At 71.8% G+C, this 17,800-nt stretch carries 17 protein-coding genes; 10 read left to right on the top strand and 7 right to left on the bottom strand.

Annotated elements, in window-relative coordinates; genetic code table 11:
* Positions 1 to 290 precede the first annotated feature (290 nt).
* Together ACFYS8_RS11880 and ACFYS8_RS11885 are read left to right on the top strand one after the other, a co-directional pair.
* Positions 291 to 1,187, top strand: coding sequence for a YhjD/YihY/BrkB family envelope integrity protein (locus tag ACFYS8_RS11880; protein ID WP_387639306.1), 897 nt, complete (start codon positions 291 to 293; stop codon positions 1,185 to 1,187).
* 547 nt (positions 1,188 to 1,734) lie between these two features.
* On the top strand, positions 1,735 to 4,122 hold the full coding sequence (locus ACFYS8_RS11885; protein ID WP_387639308.1) for a helicase C-terminal domain-containing protein: 2,388 nt from the start codon (positions 1,735 to 1,737) through the stop codon (positions 4,120 to 4,122).
* A 56-nt stretch (positions 4,123 to 4,178) separates the two neighbouring features.
* Here ACFYS8_RS11885 and ACFYS8_RS11890 read toward each other — a convergent pair whose 3' ends face one another.
* The 3 genes from ACFYS8_RS11890 to ACFYS8_RS11900 all read right to left on the bottom strand — a co-directional run bounded on the left by ACFYS8_RS11890 (position 4,179) and on the right by ACFYS8_RS11900 (position 5,097).
* Positions 4,179 to 4,457 (bottom strand): type II toxin-antitoxin system RelE/ParE family toxin, encoded by a 279-nt coding sequence (locus ACFYS8_RS11890; RefSeq protein ID WP_387639311.1) that lies wholly within the window; start codon positions 4,455 to 4,457, stop codon positions 4,179 to 4,181.
* 3 nt (positions 4,458 to 4,460) lie between these two features.
* A complete protein-coding gene (locus ACFYS8_RS11895) occupies positions 4,461 to 4,742 on the bottom strand; it encodes a type II toxin-antitoxin system Phd/YefM family antitoxin (protein ID WP_387639314.1) in 282 nt (93 codons plus the stop codon).
* 133 nt (positions 4,743 to 4,875) lie between these two features.
* The gene (locus ACFYS8_RS11900; protein WP_387639316.1) at positions 4,876 to 5,097 is read right to left on the bottom strand and encodes a hypothetical protein; all 222 of its coding nucleotides are present in this window, start codon (positions 5,095 to 5,097) and stop codon (positions 4,876 to 4,878) included.
* A 449-nt stretch (positions 5,098 to 5,546) separates the two neighbouring features.
* Between ACFYS8_RS11900 and ACFYS8_RS11905 the strand changes: the two genes are divergently transcribed.
* The 4 genes from ACFYS8_RS11905 to ACFYS8_RS11920 all read left to right on the top strand — a co-directional run bounded on the left by ACFYS8_RS11905 (position 5,547) and on the right by ACFYS8_RS11920 (position 9,456).
* On the top strand, positions 5,547 to 5,750 hold the full coding sequence (locus ACFYS8_RS11905; protein ID WP_030916923.1) for a cold-shock protein: 204 nt from the start codon (positions 5,547 to 5,549) through the stop codon (positions 5,748 to 5,750).
* 106 nt (positions 5,751 to 5,856) lie between these two features.
* The gene (locus ACFYS8_RS11910; RefSeq protein WP_387639319.1) at positions 5,857 to 7,302 is read left to right on the top strand and encodes a DEAD/DEAH box helicase; all 1,446 of its coding nucleotides are present in this window, start codon (positions 5,857 to 5,859) and stop codon (positions 7,300 to 7,302) included.
* A gap of 266 nt (positions 7,303 to 7,568) precedes the next feature.
* Positions 7,569 to 8,120 (top strand): nuclear transport factor 2 family protein, encoded by a 552-nt coding sequence (locus ACFYS8_RS11915; protein ID WP_387639322.1) that lies wholly within the window; start codon positions 7,569 to 7,571, stop codon positions 8,118 to 8,120.
* A gap of 121 nt (positions 8,121 to 8,241) precedes the next feature.
* The gene (locus tag ACFYS8_RS11920; protein WP_387639324.1) at positions 8,242 to 9,456 is read left to right on the top strand and encodes a hypothetical protein; all 1,215 of its coding nucleotides are present in this window, start codon (positions 8,242 to 8,244) and stop codon (positions 9,454 to 9,456) included.
* Here the strand turns inward: ACFYS8_RS11920 and ACFYS8_RS11925 are convergent.
* Complete coding sequence (locus ACFYS8_RS11925; RefSeq protein ID WP_387639327.1) at positions 9,441 to 10,355, bottom strand: AraC family transcriptional regulator; 915 nt, start codon at positions 10,353 to 10,355, stop codon at positions 9,441 to 9,443. The genes ACFYS8_RS11920 and ACFYS8_RS11925 overlap by 16 nt on opposite strands.
* 102 nt (positions 10,356 to 10,457) lie before the next feature.
* Between ACFYS8_RS11925 and ACFYS8_RS11930 the strand changes: the two genes are divergently transcribed.
* The gene (locus ACFYS8_RS11930; RefSeq protein WP_387639330.1) at positions 10,458 to 11,366 is read left to right on the top strand and encodes an MBL fold metallo-hydrolase; all 909 of its coding nucleotides are present in this window, start codon (positions 10,458 to 10,460) and stop codon (positions 11,364 to 11,366) included.
* Between the two features lie 284 nt (positions 11,367 to 11,650).
* Positions 11,651 to 13,195: a hypothetical protein gene (locus ACFYS8_RS11935; RefSeq protein ID WP_387639333.1), complete on the top strand. Its 1,545-nt coding sequence runs from the start codon at positions 11,651 to 11,653 to the stop codon at positions 13,193 to 13,195.
* A gap of 16 nt (positions 13,196 to 13,211) precedes the next feature.
* On the opposite strand, the gene ACFYS8_RS11940 is transcribed toward ACFYS8_RS11935, so the two are convergent.
* Both ACFYS8_RS11940 and ACFYS8_RS11945 read right to left on the bottom strand, forming a co-directional pair.
* Positions 13,212 to 13,901: an ArsR/SmtB family transcription factor gene (locus ACFYS8_RS11940; protein WP_387639335.1), complete on the bottom strand. Its 690-nt coding sequence runs from the start codon at positions 13,899 to 13,901 to the stop codon at positions 13,212 to 13,214.
* Between the two features lie 92 nt (positions 13,902 to 13,993).
* Positions 13,994 to 14,929: a LysR family transcriptional regulator gene (locus tag ACFYS8_RS11945; RefSeq protein WP_387639338.1), complete on the bottom strand. Its 936-nt coding sequence runs from the start codon at positions 14,927 to 14,929 to the stop codon at positions 13,994 to 13,996.
* Positions 14,930 to 15,071: 142 nt separating this feature from the next.
* Here ACFYS8_RS11945 and ACFYS8_RS11950 point away from each other — a divergent pair, with 142 nt between their 5' ends.
* Both ACFYS8_RS11950 and ACFYS8_RS11955 read left to right on the top strand, forming a co-directional pair.
* A complete protein-coding gene (locus ACFYS8_RS11950) occupies positions 15,072 to 16,292 on the top strand; it encodes an MFS transporter (RefSeq protein WP_387639341.1) in 1,221 nt (406 codons plus the stop codon).
* Between the two features lie 28 nt (positions 16,293 to 16,320).
* Positions 16,321 to 16,875, top strand: a complete 555-nt coding sequence (locus ACFYS8_RS11955; RefSeq protein WP_387639344.1) for a cysteine hydrolase family protein — start codon at positions 16,321 to 16,323, stop codon at positions 16,873 to 16,875.
* A 7-nt stretch (positions 16,876 to 16,882) separates the two neighbouring features.
* Here the strand turns inward: ACFYS8_RS11955 and ACFYS8_RS11960 are convergent, their stop codons facing one another.
* On the bottom strand, positions 16,883 to 17,788 hold the full coding sequence (locus ACFYS8_RS11960; protein ID WP_387639347.1) for a LysR family transcriptional regulator: 906 nt from the start codon (positions 17,786 to 17,788) through the stop codon (positions 16,883 to 16,885).
* Positions 17,789 to 17,800 lie beyond the last annotated feature (12 nt).

Below are 17,800 nucleotides of genomic sequence, written 5' to 3' on the forward strand. Positions count from 1 at the left end.
ATCTCAGTCAGGTGCGGGCCCGTTCGACCACAACGGGATGGCGGCGCGGACGGCGAAGGCCTCGGGATGGTCTGCCCGCGTTCCAGCCCAACGGGACTTCCCGAGGTCCTTCAAGGGCCTCGGGGGGTCTGCTGCCCGGGGCGGCAGTTCGACATCGCCTCGCGTGCCGAAACCCCGCACCCCGGACCGGCCGCATAGCGTGGTCCCACTCCAGCCTGGCGCATGGCATGTGCGCACTACGTCCGGAGGGGTACACGTCCCGGGTCAACCGCCACACCATCGTCCGGTCAGTGACGTTCTGGCTCCGACCGGCGTTCGCGCTGCGCGTCTACAACCGGTTCCAGCGTCTCGTCGGTTTCGACCGCTCGATGGCCCTGGCATCCGCCGCGCTGACAGCGCTGATCCCACTGGCCCTGCTGTGCGGCGGCCTGGCAGCCCGTTTCGGGGGCAAGGACATCGCCGAACGCATCGTCGACCGTTACGGCCTCATCGGCGAGGGTGCCGAGGCCGTGCGCCGGCTCCTTCCCGAGTCGAGCGAATGGACCACGCTGGGGTTGTTCGGTGGCGTCTTCCTGCTGATCTCGGTCCTGAGCTTCGCGCGCGCCGCACAGCGACTCTTCGAGCAGGGGTGGGACCTGCCACCACTGAGTGTCCGCAACACCGTCAACGGGCTCAGATGGATCCTGCTGCTCGCCGTGTACGTCGTCCTGATCGGCCTCGCCCACGCGACGTTCAGCCGCCGTCCGCTGGGGCTGGGAGCGGCTCTGGTCGAGACACCCCTGACTTTCGCCTTCCTCCTGTGGGGCGGCCGCCTGCTGTCCGCCGGCCGGATCCCCAGACGCGACTTGATGTCGTTCGCCGTCATCTGTGCCCTCGTGCTGTCCGGCTACTCGGTAGCCATGACCGTCTACCTGCCCCGCCTGTTCGACTCCTACGCGAACCGCTACGGCGCGGTCGGGGCGGTCTTCGCGATGCTCTCCGCCCTCTTCGGGGCCATGCTCGCGGTCGTCGCCTCGGCCGCGATCGGCAACGAAGTGCACACCGAGATCACCCGGATCGGACGTGGCGAACGCCCGCCGGACAACGAGGTGCGCGACCAATGGGCCGCGGTCCTGCACCAGGCCCGGTCACGCTGGCAGACGACCCGGGGAAAGACCGGCTTCCACCGGCGGAACAGAAAATCCTGAGAGGTGACCGCTGGCGGGCGCGCCACCTCGCCGACGAACCGGGGCGGACCGCCCATCTCGTCCACGCCTCGCCCCGGCACCCCAAGACACGGACAGCCGACCAGGCACGAGGGGCCCGGTCCGACTGTCGGGACCAGGCGGCGTGGTCTCAGTTCTGGTCTCGTTCGCTCCGGTCCAGCTGGGTTCTGTCTCTGCCTGACGGTCCACTCGATCGCAGGTCAGGACGGTCGTGAACCCTGCCGGACGGTACCGAAGAGAATTGGAAAGCGTGTTGGGGGCAACCCCTCACGAGTTCGAATCTCGTATCCTCCGCCTCCGCCCGCCAGGGCAAACGAGGGCCCCGACCGCTCAGCGGTCGGGGCCATCGTTCTGTTCGGGACGCGAGCCACAGTGGTGGCCCGAGACGTTCTCCGAGCATCATCCAGTCCTTCGTGCGACACGCGACCCTTTTCGTACGCCATCCTGGAGCCCTGGCCGGTCCCGCGACGGAACGGCGGTACTCCTGCGTGGCGAGGTGTTCCCCATAAGCAAGACGAACGGTTCGGCCATGGCGGCGTGGCTGCGCGGACTCGACGCACCCGAGTTGGAACGGGTCCTGGCGGCGCGCCCGGATGTGGCGGTGGCGCCGGAGCCGCGGTCGGTCGGTGAACTGGCAGACCGTCTTCAGCGCCCGGCGTCAGTGGCACTGGCCCTGCCCCGGCTCGCACTGCCGTGCCTGCAAGTGGCGGAGGCCATCGCCGCGCTGGGGTCCGTGTCCCGGGACGACCTGGCCCCCTTCCTGGACGCGGCGGACGGGGAACGCACCCGCGGGTTGGACGTGGCCCTGGAGGCACTGGCCGATCGTGCTCTGGTGTGGCCGGGCCACGACGGGGTGCTGCACATGGCAGCACCGCTGCGGCACGCATGGGACTCGCCCCTCGGGCTCGACGCACCGCTGGCGCGTCTGCTCGCAGGCACGAACTCCGACGAACTGGGCCGCGTACTGGCCAAACTGGGCGTCAAGCCGGCTGGCAACAACAAGTCACGGCGATTGGCGGCGCTGATCGACCATCACAGCGATCCGGAAAAGGTCGCCGCGCTGGTGGCCAAGGCTCCGGGGGCAACGAGGAAGCTCCTTGAGCAGCGTGCGAGCCGGCCTCCGAAGCAACCGGCGTTCATCATGTTCACAGGCTCGCAGTCCGGCTCCGAGCCAGGCGAACAGTGGGCGCTGGAGCGGGGGTTGCTGATCCGGGACCGCCATCGGTACGGGTCGGCCCGGATGCCGGCAGAGGTGGCACTCGCGGTGCGCGGGCCCGGCTGGTTCGCTCCGTTCACGCCCGTCCCGCCGGTCGTGCGATCGGTGTCCATCACTGCTTCGCAGATCGAACGGGAGGCCGCAGCCGCCTCGATGGCGTTCGCCGCCCATGCCGCGTTGGTTCTCAGGGTGTGCGCCGTCACTCCCCCGACTCGGCTCAAGGCTGGTGGGATCGGCGCACGCGAGTTGTCCCGGATCGGCAAGGCGGCGCAGTGCGACGAGATCGTGGTCCGCATCGCGCTGGAGGCGGCGAACGGGGCTGGGCTGCTCGCCCGGGACGGTGACCGGGTCGCGGCGACCGCCGGCTACGACGTCTGGGCCGAGAAGGAGCCGGCCGACCAACTCGCCGTGCTTCTCCAGGCGTGGTGGACACTCCCGCTGTCCCCCGGCGGCAGCCGCGACGAGGACGGGAAGGCTCTGCCTGCCCTCGCCGGCCCACCGGCCTGCGGGGGCTGCGTACAGGGTCGGCACGGACTGCTCTCGGCCGCGTCACAGCTCCCGGCCGGCGAAGGCGCGTCGAACCCAGCGGAGTTGGGGGCGCTGATCGTGTGGCACCGGCCGCTCGCCGACGAACTTCCCCAGGACGCCACGCCGTTCGCCACCCTGATCCGTGAAACGGAACTGCTCGGCGCACTCGCCCTCGGGGCGCTGTCCCCCATCGGGACCGCGCTGCTCGCCGGTGACACCGCCGCGCTGGCGGACGCCTGCCGGCAGCTACTGCCCGCCGCCAGCGGGACCGCCCGCTTCGGCAGCGATCTCACGGCCATGGTTGCCGGTACGCCGTCAGCAGCCATCGCCACGTTGCTGGACTCCGCCGCAGACCGGGAGACAGCCGGGACGGCGTCCGTGTGGCGGTTCAGCCCGGGAAGCGTCCGCCGTGCCCTCGACGCGGGCCTGACCCCCGACGCGATCACGGCCGACCTGGCCGCCGTCGCCATCGAACCGCTTCCCCAGCCGCTCTCGTACCTGATCCACGACACCGCGCGCAGCCACGGCCGGGTCCGTGTCGTCTCCGCAGCCAGTGTGATCCACGGCGGGGAGCCGGCCCTCCTGGCCGAACTCGCTGCCCACCGCAAGCTCACCCAGCTCGGTCTACGGCAATTGGCACCGACCGTCCTGATCAGCCGGACCCCGCCGGACAAGACACTCGCGGCACTGCGATCGGCGGGCTATGCCCCCGTCGCTGAGAAGCCCGACGGCACCGTCCGCGTCGAGCGGGCCGAGCGCCCCCGCGCAGCGCCCCCGGTCCCGTCCCCGCGCCTGCCCCGCGGCAGGTCCCGGCCGCAGCAACCGGGGAACCGCACCGTCGACTTGAGTGCCCTCGCCGCCCGGCTACTGGCCGGCCCGCAGGACATCCCGGAGCCCGACCCGTGGGACGGCCGCCCCTACGGCAGTGACACCGAGGAGATCATCGCCGGGTACGCGCGCAACCTGTCCTTCACCGACGTGCGCCAGCTGGCCCACGCGGTCAACAAGGGCCTGGCGGTCACCATCGAGTACATCGCCACCTCCGGCAACGAGACCATCCGCACCCTCAGCCGTCTGGATCTCGACCCGCCCTACCTTCAGGCCTGGTGCCATCTGCGAAACGACGAACGCGTGTTCACCATCTCCCGCATCCACGGGGTGATGCCCGGGTAGCCAACGCCGTCGTCGGCCTCCTGTCATCGGACCTCCGGTTGGGCGGCCGAAGTCGCCTACAGGTTGCGGTAGACGTCGCGGCGGTTGCCGACAGTCAGGACCCACACGACCAGTTGGCCGCCCTCAACCGTGTACACGACGCGGTAGTCCCCGACCCGCAGTCGCCAACGCGCACTGTGCCCCTGAAGGGCTTTGACATCGAAGGCCCCGGTGTCCCCGTCGTCCAGCGCCTTCTGGAGATCAGTGAGGCGATGCAGGACACGCACGGCATCAGGCCGGGGAATCCTGAGCATGTCCCGCTGGGCGTGCGGTGTGAACCGCGTGACGTAGCCCATGGCTCAGGCGTGGTGGTCGCGGAGCGTGGCAGCCATCTCTTCGAGCGACACGGATCCGTCGCGCCCCTCGGTCTCCGCCTCGTCGGCCAACCGGTTGAGCCAGGCGTCTTCGGCCTGCTCCGCCAGCCTGCGCAGGTGCCGGTACTCACGGATGTCGATCACTACGGCTTCCTGCTTGCCGCGCCGCGTGATGATCGTGGGGGTTTCGTCCCTGCGCGCGCGATCGAGGACGTCCGCAAGGTGGCTGCGGACCTCGGCCATGGATTCGATCACCGGCTCACTCATGCAACAAATGTAGCAGATGTACATCCATGCCATCTTTGTGGTCGGCACCTCCCGCGTCCACGGCGCCATGCCGACTCAGCCCGGGCCGGGGTGGCGCGGGCTGGGGGCGGGATGGCGCCGGGGGCGGGGTGGGTCAGAGGTTGAACATCCCGCGGTACGGCTCGGCGATGCGCTCCTGCCGTGATCCGAAGTCGACCAGTACTGCGGTGTCGCCCTCGACGCCGATGACCCGGCCGAGGCCGTAGGCGTCGTGGGTGACGCGATCGCCGATGGCGAAGTGCTTGCGCGGCGCTTCGGCCTTGGCCTTGAAGGGGCTGGTGGGCAGGTGGCGGCGGACTGCTTCAGGTTTTCTCATCCAGGTCAGTATGCTCCGCGAAGCGTGGTAGCGGCCCTTTCTGACGACCCGAAATCCTGGATGCCTGAAATGCCGGGTTTGTTGAACGTCACTTTCCGGGGGCGTGCGCCCGGAGTCACACCACAGGTCGGCCGCCGCGCCGGGGCACCGCGCACGGTCGGATCAACTGCCCGCACCAGCAGTGATGTTGGCGTACGCGATGGATCCGGCCCGTCGGTGCCGGGGCAGCGGCCGCCGAAACCTGGGGCAAAATGTCCCCCCGTTCCGGGCTTGGGGCTGCTACAGTCGGAGGAGTTGCAGTAGTGGTTCCCATGAACTTTGTGTGCGCCTGCTGATGTATCGCAGGCGCATTTTTGTTTTCCGGACATTTTCCGGGCGGGCGCTCATCGCGGTGACTCGGTGCCCGTATCGTGCGGGTTCCGGAAGGTCCCTTGAAGGAGATTTTTTACATGGCTAATGGCACCGTGAAGTGGTTCAACGCGGAAAAGGGCTTCGGCTTCATCGAGCAGGAGGGTGGCGGCCCGGACGTCTTCGCCCACTACTCGAACATCAACGCCAGCGGCTTCCGCGAGCTGCTCGAGGGCCAGAAGGTCGAGTTCGACGTCACGCAGGGCCAGAAGGGCCCGCAGGCCGAGAACATTCGCCCGCTGTAGTTCCTACTGCCACGGCAACCGCCTGGCAGCGAGGGGCCCGCGCCGCGCACATGGTGCCCGGTGCGGGCCCCTCGGCTTTTGTGCCGCCCCGAGGAGGGTCTCCCGCATGAACCGTTCCAGCCGCCCTCCGCGCCGACACACCGGTTCCGGTTCCGGCTCCGCATCGGGCGGCGGCGCGGGATCCGCCTCCCTGCGGGAGTTCTCGGTGCCGGTGAGTACCGTGCCGGCTCTGCCGCCCGTCGAGTCCTTCGAGGAACTGGACCTGCCGAGGGAACTGCTGACGATCCTGGCGCGCAGGGGCATCAGCACGCCCTTCCCGATCCAGGCCGCGACGTTGCCGAACTCGCTGGCCGGCCGCGACGTGCTGGGACGGGGCCGTACCGGCTCCGGCAAGACACTCGCGTTCGGTCTCGCCGTACTCGCCCGCACCGTCGGGCAGCAGGCTGAGCCGCGGTGCCCGCTCGCACTGGTCCTGGTCCCCACCCGTGAGCTCGCCCAGCAGGTCACCGAAGCCCTCACCCCGTACGCCCACGCGACGCATCTGCGGATGGCCACCGTGGTCGGCGGGGTGCCGGTCCGCCGCCAGGCGCAGGTGTTGAACCGCGGTGCGGAGATCGTGGTGGCCACGCCCGGCCGGCTGGGGGACCTGATCGAGCGCAGGCTCTGCCGCCTGGACCGGGTCGGTATCACCGTCCTCGACGAAGCCGACCGGATGGCCGACATGGGCTTCCTGCCCGACGTCACCGCGCTCCTCGAACAGGTCGCCGAAGGCGGCCAGACGATGCTGTTCTCCGCCACCCTGGACCGCAACGTCGACGGCCTGGTGCGGCGCTTCCTGAAGGACCCGGTCACGCACTCGGTGGATCCGTCCGCGGGAGCGGTCAGCACGATGGAGCACCACGTGCTGCACGTGCAGAACTCCGACAAGACCGCCACGATCGCCCACATCGCCTCCCGCGACGGCAGGGTGATCATGTTCATCGACACCAAGAGCGGCGCGGACCGCCTGGTCGACACCCTGCTTGCAAAGGGAGTGAAGGCTGCGGCCCTGCACGGGGGCAAGTCCCAACCGCAGCGCACCCGCACGCTGGAACAGTTCCGCACCGGTCAGGTGGCCGCGCTCGTCGCGACCGACGTCGCCGCCCGGGGCATCCACATCGACGGCCTCGACCTGGTCGTCAACCTTGACCCGCCCGCCGACCACACGGACTACCTGCACCGCGGCGGACGCACCGCCCGGGCCGGCGAGTCCGGCACCGTCGTCACTCTGGTCCTCCCCAACCAGCGCCGCGGCACGGCCCGGATGATGTCCACGGCCGGCATCACCCCCGTCACCACCAAGGTCCGGCCCGGCGACGCGGAACTCACCCGGATCACCGGCGCCCGCGTCCCCACCGGCGTGCCCACCACGATCCCCGACCCCGTCGTCGAACGGCCCCGCCACAACCGGTCCACCGGCCGCCCCCGCTACGGCCGCCCGGCCTCCGCCACCCGCACCCGGCCGACCACCGACGGCTCGGGCGGCGCCGCGTCCCGGTCGCGCAGCAGGTAACCGCGAACAATCGCCCCGACGGGGTCCACCGGCGGCGGTGGACGTCGCGTCGGTTGCCCATCGCCATGACCCAGACGGTCAGTCGGCCGTCCTTGAGGAAGGGCCTGAGCCGGCAGGCCGGGCGGGGTTCGGGCTGCACGGGCGTGGCTGACGGGCACCGGTGGCTCTGTGCCGGGCCTTGATCTCCAGTGGGCTTGAAGTTCTAGCCTCAGCGGTACGCGGCCGGGTCGGCCGCGGCAGGCAGCGCGAGCCGGGGAGTCACGGCCATGGGCATCAGCACGGAGGCGTTCGCCGCTCTGGAGCGGCAGGTTCAGGTTCTGGTCGATCGTGCCGAGATCACCGGACTCATCGACGGTTATCTGATCAGCCTCGACACGGTGCCCCAGGGCGGCGGCCGGTTCGACGAAGCGTGGGCGCGGCGGTACTTCACGTCCGATGTTCGGATCAGCAGGCCGGTCGGGGAGCACGAGGGGATCGCCGGGCTGGCCGAGGCGGAGCAGGTGGCGCTCGGAAAGTTCAAGCGCACTCAGCACACGGGGGCCAACTACATGATCGACCTGGCCGGGGACCGGGCCGCGGTCCGCTGGAACGCGATCATGACGCACGTGCACCTCGCCGCGACGCAGCAGGCGCGCGGCGAGGAAGCCGGCGGCCACTTCGATGTCGGCGGCACGTTCACCGGCGAGGCGGTGCGGACCTCGGACGGCTGGCGACTGCGCCGCCTCGAGGTGCAGGCGGTCTGGACGAACGGGAAGGGGCCGCTCGCCCTGACGCCGGAGGCCGAGGCGACGCTGCGCGACCTCGCGGTCGGCGTGTGACGTCCCGTGGGGACGGCCAACCCCCTGGCGGGTGACAAAGCGGCCAGAGTGTTGCGTACATGTCCAACGCGAGCCTAGCGTGAGGGCCTGTTGGACTGTTCGCACGGAGAGGCTCGATGTGATGCTTCGTCAAGTCAGGGCAGCAACAAGCGCGGTGATCGCCGCAGGACTGGCGGTCGCCGGCGGATGGGTAGGGGCCTCGCCGGCCGGAGCCGCGGCGGGCCCGACGGCGCTGAACGGAGCGGACTACACGCTCAGCGCGGACTATCACAAGTACGACGCGCTCGACTCGGCGCTGGTGACGGCACTGGGAACGTCGCCCGTGCACACCGTGATGGAGAACGCGAACCACACCCGGCAGGCGCTGCCCTCGTCGTTCTCGGTGGCGGGGCTGTCCACGGGGTTCCGGTTCGACGACGGTGACAACACGGACTGCAAGAGCGTTCCGCAGGGGATCACCACGAGCCGGGACGCCGTGGGGACGGCGAACAGCGGGAACTACGACGGGCATCAACTGGTGCTGGTCAGCTGGTACACCGCCGACGCCTGCGGCGGGAACCACCAGCGCAGCCGGATCACGCTGGCGGACTGGGACGCCACCTACCCCAACACGTACCGCAAGATCCTGCTGGTGGAGCCGACGGGCACGGCGGCGGCGCCGGACTTCAAGGACATCCCGATCCACGCGGGCGGCGTCTCCTGGTACGGGGACTACCTCTATGTCGCCGACACCGGGCGCGGCATGCGGGTCTTCGACATGCGCAAGATCCTCAACACCGACACCGGCGGCACCGCCGATCAGATCGGCCGCCAGGCCAACGGGGCCTACTACGCCCACAATTACGCCTACGTGCTGCCGCAGGTCGGCACCGTCACCTCGCAGACGGCCACCGGTGTGGCCGGGCTGGCGTGGTCGTCCATCTCGCTGGACCGGGTCAGCCAGTCGATCGTGATGACGGAGTACACCTGCCCGGTGAGCTCGACCTGCACCGACTACCCGAAGCGGGCGCCGCGGGCCGTGCGCTTCCCGTTCGCGCCGGGGGCGACGACGTTCGCCACGACGACGACCGCGAGTCAGGCGCTCATGCTGCCCTGGTACCACCTCAACGGCGTGGCGTCCCACAACGGCCGGTGGTGGTTCAACTCCTCGGGGGAGAAGCAGCTTTACTACTGGACGCCGACGGCCGGGCCGTCCACCTTCGCCTGGGTGGGCGGCGGCGAGAGCCTCTCCTACTGGGAGGACGCCACCAACCCCGACCTGCTGTGGTCGTTGCAGGAGACCACGGGCGGACGCAATGTCTTCGCCGTCACCCAGGCCACCTACGGCGGGGGCTGAGCGGCGGCGCGGTAGCGGCCGGGTGTGGTGCCGAACTCCCGCTGGAACGCGTGGGAGAAGGCGTAGGGCGTGCCGTAGCCGACCCGGCGGGCGATCGCGGCCAGCGGGTCGGGGGTGTCCCGGAGTCTCGCGGCGGCCAAGGCGAGGCGCCACCAGGTCAGGTACGCCATCGGCGGCCGGCCGACCAGTGCGGTGAACCGGCGCGCCAGGGTGGCGCGGGACACCCCGACCTCCGCCGCCAGGAGGTCGGTGGTCCACCGGGCGGCCGGGTCCGCGTGCAGGGCGCGGACCGCGGCCGCCGCCACCTCGTCGTCCAGGACGGCCGGCCAGGCGCCCGTCGAGCCCTCGGTGAGCCAGGCGCGGATCAGGTAGACCAGCAGCAGGTCGAGCAGGCTGGGGACGGCGACGCCGGAGCCGGGGCGGCGGCCGCTCGCCTCGCGCCCCAACAGGTCGATGGCGGCGCGGAGTTCGGGGTGGCGGCCGACCCGGTTCGGGAGGTGCACCAGCTCCGGCAGCTCGGCGAGCAGTGGGTGCGCGCGGCTGTGGTCGAGCCGGTACTTGCCGCACAGCAGCTCCACCTCCCCCTGGCCCGGCCGCCCGAGAATGTCCCTTTCGGCCAACTGCTCGAACGGGACTGCGCGTTGGGCAGCGGCCAGGCCGGCCTCGGCGTCCGCGAGGACGTGGCCGGCGCCGCGCGGCAGCAGCACCGCGTCGCCGGAGGTGAGCGCCAGGGTGGTGCCGTCCGCGCCGATCAGCCGGCAGCTGCCCGCCAGGACGACGTGGAAGCCGGCGCCGTCGTACGGGGCGAGGCGGGTGCTCCAACTTCCGCCGACCCGTACGCGGTTGGAGGAGGGCCGTCCGATCCGGACCGTCGATATCGCGTCGCTGACCACGTCCATGCCGGGGAGTGTATTCACCCGCGCAGGTGAGAGCGTGTTGCGTATCCGGGTGAGCCGATCGAGCATTGAGACTCTCACCAAATGGCCCTTAGCGTCGACGACATGAACAGCGAACACGTGCGGAGCATCACGCTCGGGAGTGTCGAAGTCCTCCGCGTCATCGAGTGGCAGGGCCCGTTCCTGCCGGCCCACCAGCTGGTCCCCGGGTTCGGGGCCGAGCGGTGGGAGGAGAACGCCGGGTGGCTGGCGCCGCAGCACTGGGTGCCGGAGAGTGGGCTGGCGGCGGCCGCGTTGCAGACCTGGGTGCTGCGCAGTAGCGGCCGAACGGTCTTGGTGGACACCAGCGTTGGCAATGGGCGCGAGCGGCCCGAGACGCCGGCGTTCCACCAGTGGCAGGGTGACTTCCTCGGCCGGCTCGCCGCGGCCGGCATCCGCCCGGAGGACGTGGACGTCGTCGTCAACACCCATCTGCACGCCGACCACGTCGGGTGGAACACCACCGAGTCGGACGGGGAGTGGGTGCCCACGTTCCCGAACGCGCAGTACCTGCTGCACGCCGCGGACGACTTCCACCTCGGCCCGGAGAACTCCTACGGCGGCGGGCGGGAGGCGGAACTGATCTACCAGGACAGCATCGAACCGGTGGACCGGAGTGGGCAGTTGGCGCGCTGGGAGGGTGAACACCGGATCGACGAGAACCTGGTGCTGGAGTCCGCGCCCGGCCACACGCCCGGCTCCTCGGTGCTACGGCTGGAGTCCGGGGGCGAACGGGCCGTCTTCGTCGGCGACTTGATGCACAGCCCGGTGCAGATCATCGCCCCGTCCTGCAACAGCTGCTGGTGCGTCGACCCCGCGCAGGCGGCGGCCAGCCGTCACCGGATCCTCGAACGGGCGGCGGTGCGGCGGGAGTTGGTGGTGCCGGCGCACTTCGGCGGAGCCGGGGCACTGGAGGTCCGGCGGGCGCCGGGCGGCGGGTTCGCGATCGAGCGGTGGGCGGCCGCCTTCGCCTGAACTGCGGTGAAAGTAGCGAAAGTTCTGCTTCGCAGACGCCAGGGAATGCCTCAACGCGTAGCCCTGTTCGGGCAGGCGGAGGGAAGCGGTCGGGAGTGTGACAGATATCGACCGCCTGCGGTCGGGAATGGTCCGATTTCATCCGCAGGTGGCGAAATTTCGGCTACTCGCCGGTTTCGCCGATCTTCGATCTGTTCGGGTGCTAAGTTCCGTGCCTGTAACCATAGTTAGCCCCGGCGACGCGGCAACGTCCCGGGGCACGGCAACAGGAACAGAACTTCCCGATGCGTATTCATCGTAGCGCCCAGAGCGGCGAATCCACGGCTATCGCCAACGAAATCCTGCAGAACGGTGACCTTTCGTACGCCGCCCGAGGTGTGCTCACGTACCTCCTCTCGCTGCCGGACGGCTCGTTGGAGAACAGCAAGAACCTGGCCGCCATCGGCATCGAGGGCCGCACCACCATCAAGAAGGCCGTGGCCGAACTGCGGGCCGCCGGGTACTACCAACTGGTGACGAAGCGCCTCCCGGCGGGCCGGGTCATCAGCGAGATCCACGTCTACGACACGCCCCAACTCCCGCAGGACACTGCCGAGCCGGGCACCGACGCACCGGGGGCCGGGATTCCGGGCCCCGGTGCAGCGAGCGTCGGTGCGCCGGGCGGGTACCTACAAAAGAAGGTAAAAGAAACTACTACCCCCCTACCGTCCCCAGCGCCGAGCGACCGGCGCGAGCCGGGCGGGGCGGACGAGGCGGACCGACCGACCGAGCCGGTCGAGCCGGTCGAGCCGGACGCGCTCGACGAGCCGGGCGAGCCGGACCTGCCTGGCCAACCCGACGAGCCGGACCTGCCGTACTGGGCGTACTTGGCGAACTGGCCGACCTGGCCGACCTGGCCGACCTGGCCGAACCGAACGCACCCGCCTGCCGATCCCAGCGAGCCCAGCGGGACGACCGATCCTGGCCAGCCCGACGGACCGGACCAGCCGGACCTGCCGGACCAGCCGCACGCGCCCTGTGAGCCCTACGAGCCGAACGCGCCCGCCGACCAGGCCGGTCAGCCCGAGCCGGACGACCGCAGCAGGCCCGCCGTACCGCCGCAGCAGGCCGCGCCGCCGGCCGGGCCGGACGACCGCAGCAGGCCCGCCGTACCGCCGCAGCAGGCCGCGCCGCTGGCCGGGCCGGACGAGCGCAGCAGGCCCGCCGCACCGCCGGCCGAGCAGGCCGAGCCGCCCCAGCGCGCCGAACGCGCCAAACGCGCCATCCCGGCGCAGCGAGCCGCCCCGGCCGGGCGGGCGCAGCGCGCCGAACGCGCCCCGCGAACCCCGCGTGGCACGGCCCGGGCGGCCCTGACGGCCATGGACGGCCGGACCCGCGAGGCGGTCGCCGCGCTGTTCCGGGCGCTCCGCAACGAGCCGCGCCTGCGTCTCGGCGAGGCCGAGGCGCGGAGGCTCGCGCCGCTGGTCGTGCCGTGGCTGGAGCGCAACGTGCCGGAGGCCGATCTGGTCCGGGCCCTGACGAGCTACCTGCCCCCCGAAGTCACGTCGCCGGCCGGCCTGGTGCGCTTCCGGCTGAAGGACAAGCTCCCGCCCGTCCCGGAGCCCGCGCCTCCCGCCAAGCCCCCGCAGGCCGAGTGCGCCAAGTGCTGCGACCCGATCCCGCAGCCCGGTATCTGCCCCCCGTGTGCCGGTCTGGGCGCCCGTCGGGAGCCCGCTGTAGGTGGCGGTGCGGCGTTCGCCCGGGCGGGTGCCGCCCGGGTCAGGGAGGCGATGCAGTGGGTCGCCCGGCCGGGCAGGTCGGCTGTCGGCAACCCCGTCCCGGCGGGCTGATCGGGACGGCTCGCCGTCACGGGTTGGCGTCGAGCAGCGCGTGCCCGAGCGGCGTGAGGGCGTGCTGCACCTGGCGCCCCTGCCGGGTGGTGGTGATCAGTCCGGCGGCTCGCAGCGCGTTGGTGTGCGGCGAGGCGGACGGTGCGGCGATGCCGAGCGCGGCGGCCAACTCCGTGGTGGTGCACGGGCCTTGGGCGACAGCCTGGAGAGCTCGGGTGCGGGCCGGGCCGAGCAACGCGAGCAGGCCGTCGGGAGCGGCGTCCGGACGGACGGCGGGCGTCACCGGGTGCAGCACGGCGGTGGGCCGGTCGGGCGGGTGCAGGACGGCGCACTTGTCGAGGAACAGGTTCGGGTGCAACTGCAGCCCGCGGCCTGCGAGTCGGTGCCGGACCACAGGGCCGGGGCGTTCGACGGTGAGGGTGCCGGCGTCGTGCCAGCTCAGCCGCGGGTGCAGGCGGGAGAGCATCGCGGCGGGCCCGTCCGTCGCCACCGTCTGCGCGTGGCACCGGACTTGGGCGTCGAGGGTGCGGCGCAGGACCCGCCAGTCGGGTGCCAGGCATTCGCGGTAGAGGGCGGCGGCGGCGTTCATCACGGGGCGCAGCGCGCGGGCGCCTTCGTCGCGGAGGCGTTGGACGACGGGTGGTGCGGTGCGGTCGTAGCAGTGGTCGAGTTCGGCGCGGATGCGGTCGTCGTCGGCGGTGAGCACGCTGTCGAGTTCGTCGGCGAAGCTGCGCAGGTAGGCGGTGCTGTCGGCGAGCAGGAAGTCGGGGACGCCGCGCGGGCTGCTCTGAGCCGTGCTCAGTCCCGCTGCACCCAGTCGGGCACCCAGGTGCCGGGGGCGTCGTGGGTGGCCTTGGTGGCGGCCAGGTGGGTGCGCAGGGCGGCCAGTGCCGGGTGCGGGTTGTCGCGGTGCCACACCAGGGAGTGCGGGTAGACGGGCGTCGGGTCGGTGAGCGGGATCCGGCGCAGGCCGTGGCTCTCCGGCCAGACCAGCCGGGTGCCGTCGCTGAGGAAGGTCGCCAGTGCGGGAGTGTCGGCGATGGTGTCGAGCAGGGCGTCGGAGCCGAAGTTGGGGCCGGTGGCCTCGATGGTGAGGCCGAACTCGGCGACCAGGTCGTCGTAGTAGGCCGCCCACTCGGAGCCGGGGAGGATGCCGGGCATCCAGATCCGGTGGCCGACGAGTTCGCGCGGCGTCACCGAGCGGGCCTCGGCGAGGGCGTGGTCGGGGCCGGTGAGCAGCTGGAGCTGCTCGTCGATCACCCGGGCGGCGGCGAGGTCGTCGGGCAGCGGCCGGCCCGGGGCGGCGACGGCACGGAAGGTGGCGTCGATGGCCCCGGAGCGGACGGCGCGGACGGCCTCGTCGATGTCGAGCAGCTTCACCACGTCGAGTTCGGTCTCGGGGTGGCTGCGGTGGAAGTCGCGCAGCAGGCCCGACGCGGCGCCGCGCAGGTTGATCACGTCCACCCGGAGCGGACGGCGGGCGGCGTGCACGGAAGCGACGGCGCGTTCGGCGACCCGCAGCAGTTCGCGGGCGTGCGGGAGGAACGCCTGACCGTCGATGGTGGCCTCGGCGCCGCGCGGGGTGCGGATGAACAGCCGGACCCCGAGGTCGCGTTCGAGGGCGGCGATGCGCTTGGAGACAGCCTGCTGGGTGATCGCCAGGTCGGTGGCGGCCTTCTGGAACTGGCCCGCCTCGGCGACGGCGAGGTAGGTGCGTACGGCTTCGAGGTCCACGTTGCCCCACCTTAGTGAACAACCACTGGTTGTACAGTCGGCCCTCCTCAGTTGTTTGACCTGCGCTTGTGTGGCCCGGTTGGCTCTCCATGGTCAACGAAGGTTTGTACGGTCGGCGGGGGTGGCGGTGGGCAGGCGGTCCTTGGGACGACGGTTCGGGTGGCTGTGGGCGTCGTACGCGGTGAGCGCGTACGGGTCGGGGCTGGGGTTCGGGGCGCTGCCGCTGATCGCGGTGCTGGTGCTGCACGCCGGGCCCGCCGAGGTGTCGGCGCTGTCGGCCGTGGGCCCGGCGGTGGGGGCGATGCTGGCGGTGCCGCTCGCGCCGTGGGTGGAGTTCCGGCGCAAGCGGCCGGTGATGATCGCGGCCGACCTGGTCCGGTTCGGCGCGATGGCGTCGATCCCGCTCGGGTACGCCTGCGGGGTGCTCGGCATCGGGCAGCTGTTCGCGGTGTCGGCGGTGGTCGCCGCGGCGAAGATCGCGTTCGGCGCGGCCAGCGGCGCCTACCTGAAGGCACTGGTCCGACCGGAGGACCTGCTGGTCGCCAACTCCCGCTTCGAGTCGACGAATTGGAGCTCGATCGCCATCGGGCCGCCACTCGGCGGGGCCGCGATCGGCGCGTTCGGGCCGGTCATCACGGTGCTGGCCGACGCTGGCAGCTACCTGTTGTCGGCGCTCGGCCTGACGGCGATCCGCGACCGCGAGGAAGCACCCCGGCGGCGCGAAACAGGCAAGGCCGGATCGCTGCTGGACGGCTGGCGACACCTGCTGGGCGACCCCGGGCTGCGCGCGCTGTACCTCAACAACCTGCTGGTGTCCGGCCTGATCATGGCCACCGAACCGGTCCTCGCCGTCCTACTGCTGCGCCAACTCCACTTCCCCGCCTGGCAGTACGGCCTGGCCTTCGCCGCCCCCTGCCTCGGCGGACTGATCGGCTCCCGGCTGGCCCCGCGGGTGGTGGCGCGGTACGGCCGGACATGGGTGTTCCGGACGATCGGCACGCTGCGCGCCGTCTGGCTGGTCGGGCTGGCCTTCGTCCGGCCCGGCGTGGTCGGACTGGTCACGGTGATGGCCGTCGAGCTGGCGATCATCGTCAACATGAGCCTGTTCACGCCGGTGCTCGCCACCTACCGGCTGGAACGCACCCCGCAGCACCTGGTCGCCCGCACGCTCTCGGCCTGGTCGATCGGCCAGCAGGCCGCCATCGCCACCCTCACCGCGCTCGGCGGCCTGCTCGCCACCCTGACCGGCCCGCGCACCACGCTGGCCGTCGCGGGCCTGCTCGCCCTGGCCACCCCGCTGCTGCTGCCCCGCCACGAACCGGCAGCGCCGCGCGAGCCCGCGCTGCTCAACAACCGCGCCTGATCACCCCCTTAGGAGTGAGGAGACTCCCGTGAAGAACACCGCGCTGCTCCTGCTGGACTGCCAGCCGGCCGTCCTGTCCGCCGTCCCCGAGGCCGGGCCGCTGCTCGACCGGCTGGAGCGGGCCGTCGCCGAGGTCCGCGCGAAGGGCGGCGCGGTGGCCCACGTGCGGGCCGCGTTCACCGAGGACGACTGGGCGGCCGTCCCCGCCGCCAACACCACGTTCGCCGCCGTGGCCCGGCACCGCGCCCTGCACCACCAGGACCCGGGTGCCGCCTTCCACCCCCGACTCGCCCCGCAGCCAGGCGACTTGGTGGCCCGCAAGACCCGCCTCGGCGCGCTGTCCACCACCGACCTCGACCGGTGGCTGCGGGCCCGCGGCATCGACACCCTGATCGTCGGCGGGCTCAGCACCGGCGGCGCCGTACTGTCCACCGTCCTGGACGCGGCCGACCGCGACTACCGCCTGCACGTGCTGTCGGACGGCATCGCGGACCCGGACCCGGAGGTGCACGCGTTCGTGCTCGACCGGCTGCTCCCGTCCCGCGCCCAACTGGTCACCTGCGCGACTCCGTTCGCGCCGTGATCGCGCGTCAGGCCACCGCCATCCGGGCGAACGCGGCGCGCGCGGTAGCGAGGAACGCCGGTACGGCGGGCCGGAGTTCGGCGCTGCGCAGCCAGCTCATGGTGATCGTGGTCCGGGCGGCGTCGCCGAGCACCGGGACGGCGGCGAGTTCGCCGCGGGCCGCCGCGTCGGCCACCGCGAGCTCGGGCAGCAGGGCGCAGCCGAGCCCGGCCACGGCACACTGGCGGAGGGCGGCGATGCCGGCCAGCTCGGTGTCGATCACGGGGGCATCCGGGCCGAGGCTCCCGATCAGGGCGTCCAGCATCTCCCGGAAGCCGCAGCCGGGCGGGGTGGCCAGGAAGGGTTCGCCGCGCAGTTCCGGCCCGCCGAGCTGCGGGTGCTGGGCCAGCCGGTGGCCGATCGGAGCGACCACCATCAGCCGTTCGCCGGCCAGCGTCTCACTGGCCATCAGCTCGTCCTGGGGTGCCCGGCCGAAGGTCAGTGCCACGTCGATCTCGCCGCGCCGCACCGCGTCGTACAGCTCGCCCCGGTTGCCCTGGCGGACCGCGACCTGCACCTGGGGGAACTCGCGGCGGTACGGGGCGAGGACGGCGGGCAGGCGGTGGGCGCACAGCGTCTCCAGCCCGCCGATCACCAGCCGGCCGCCGGGCCGGCCGTCCTCCTGCTCGACGGCCGTGCGGGCCTGCTGGGCGAGCAGCAGCATCCGGTCCGCGTACTCGAGCAGCCGTTCGCCGGCCGGGGTGAGCGACAGTTGGCGGTGGCTGCGGTCGAACAGCTTGGCGTCGAGTTCCGCCTCGAGGGCCTGCACCTGCGCGGTGACGCTGGACTGGGCGTAGTTCAACTCCGCGGCGGCCCGGGTGAAGTTGAGCGTCCGGGCGACGGTGCGGAAGGTCCGGAGATGGCGCAGTTCCACGGTGTCCGCTCC

This window comes from Kitasatospora sp. NPDC004615 (assembly GCF_042873545.1).
In the GTDB taxonomy this organism is placed as follows: Bacteria; Actinomycetota; Actinomycetes; order Streptomycetales; family Streptomycetaceae; genus Kitasatospora.

Excerpts from the sequence above, each read along its gene's own strand:
- ACFYS8_RS11930 (WP_387639330.1), top strand. The coding sequence starts at position 10,458 with ATGAACAGCGAACACGTGCGGAGCATCACGCTCGGGAGTGTCGAAGTC.
- ACFYS8_RS11885 (WP_387639308.1), top strand. The coding sequence starts at position 1,735 with ATGGCGGCGTGGCTGCGCGGACTCGACGCACCCGAGTTGGAACGGGTC.
- ACFYS8_RS11935 (WP_387639333.1), top strand. The coding sequence starts at position 11,651 with ATGCGTATTCATCGTAGCGCCCAGAGCGGCGAATCCACGGCTATCGCC.
- ACFYS8_RS11920 (WP_387639324.1), top strand. The coding sequence starts at position 8,242 with ATGCTTCGTCAAGTCAGGGCAGCAACAAGCGCGGTGATCGCCGCAGGA.
- ACFYS8_RS11925 (WP_387639327.1), bottom strand. The coding sequence starts at position 10,355 with ATGGACGTGGTCAGCGACGCGATATCGACGGTCCGGATCGGACGGCCC.
- ACFYS8_RS11895 (WP_387639314.1), bottom strand. The coding sequence starts at position 4,742 with ATGAGTGAGCCGGTGATCGAATCCATGGCCGAGGTCCGCAGCCACCTT.
- ACFYS8_RS11910 (WP_387639319.1), top strand. The coding sequence starts at position 5,857 with ATGAACCGTTCCAGCCGCCCTCCGCGCCGACACACCGGTTCCGGTTCC.
- ACFYS8_RS11900 (WP_387639316.1), bottom strand. The coding sequence starts at position 5,097 with ATGAGAAAACCTGAAGCAGTCCGCCGCCACCTGCCCACCAGCCCCTTC.
- ACFYS8_RS11890 (WP_387639311.1), bottom strand. The coding sequence starts at position 4,457 with ATGGGCTACGTCACGCGGTTCACACCGCACGCCCAGCGGGACATGCTC.
- ACFYS8_RS11905 (WP_030916923.1), top strand. The coding sequence starts at position 5,547 with ATGGCTAATGGCACCGTGAAGTGGTTCAACGCGGAAAAGGGCTTCGGC.
- ACFYS8_RS11915 (WP_387639322.1), top strand. The coding sequence starts at position 7,569 with ATGGGCATCAGCACGGAGGCGTTCGCCGCTCTGGAGCGGCAGGTTCAG.